General features: G+C 69.1%; 2 pseudogenes. One reads left to right on the forward strand and one right to left on the reverse strand.

What is annotated here, in order from left to right:
• Positions 1 to 387: pseudogene (locus MKK58_RS07585) on the forward strand (outer membrane protein); the annotation flags it as partial.
• Here the strand turns inward: MKK58_RS07585 and MKK58_RS07590 are convergent.
• Positions 373 to 831 (reverse strand): annotated as a pseudogene (locus tag MKK58_RS07590) (porin family protein); the annotation flags it as partial. The pseudogenes MKK58_RS07585 and MKK58_RS07590 overlap by 15 nt on opposite strands.

Genomic DNA, 831 nt, shown 5'->3' on the forward strand with positions numbered 1-831 from the left:
TTCACCCCGGGCTCCGGCGTCGTGGTCGGCATCGAGGCCGACGCCCAGTACGTCGACTTCGGCAACAGCCGTAACCGCTACGGCAACATCGTCGGCGTGCTGAACCCCGATCTGACCCCCGTCAACCCGAACGGCCTGTCGGGCCTCGACTACTTCGGCACCGTGCGCGGCCGCCTCGGCTACGCCTTCGACCGCACCCTGGTGTACGGCACCGGCGGCTTCGCCTACGGCGGCGGCGGCGGCACCGATATCGGCCTGCCCAACAGCAGCCGGAATGACTTCCGCACCGGGTGGACCGCTGGCGGCGGCATCGAATACGCCCTGCCGACCGACTCGTTCCTGAACTTCTTCAAGTCCTCGGCCGTGACCCTCACGGTCGAAGGCGTAGCCGAGGCGGCCGCGCACGGTGCCGAAGTAGTCGAGGCCAGACAGGCCGTTCGGGTTGACGGGGGTCAGATCGGGGTTCAGCACGCCGACGATGTTGCCGTAGCGGTTACGGCTGTTGCCGAAGTCGACGTACTGGGCGTCGGCCTCGATGCCGACCACGACGCCGGAGCCCGGGGTGAACTGGTAGTTGTAGCCGATCTGACCGCCACCGACGAAGCCTTCGTTGCTGTCACGGCCGCCGAAGGCGCCGGCGCCACGGCCACCCACCAGGGGGCTGGCGGCGGTGCCGAGGAAGATCGGCGCATTGGCCACGATGGTGGTCGGGCCCTTGTTGTCGTTGCCCGTACCGAAGCCGTAGCCGGCGTTGAAACCGGCGTAGAAGCCGGTCCAGGTGAACACCGGCACCGGCACGAACACCGGGGGCGCCGCGCGGCGCGGAAGGTC

It is taken from the genome of Methylobacterium sp. J-078, from assembly GCF_022829285.1.
Classification (GTDB): Bacteria; Pseudomonadota; Alphaproteobacteria; order Rhizobiales; family Beijerinckiaceae; genus Methylobacterium.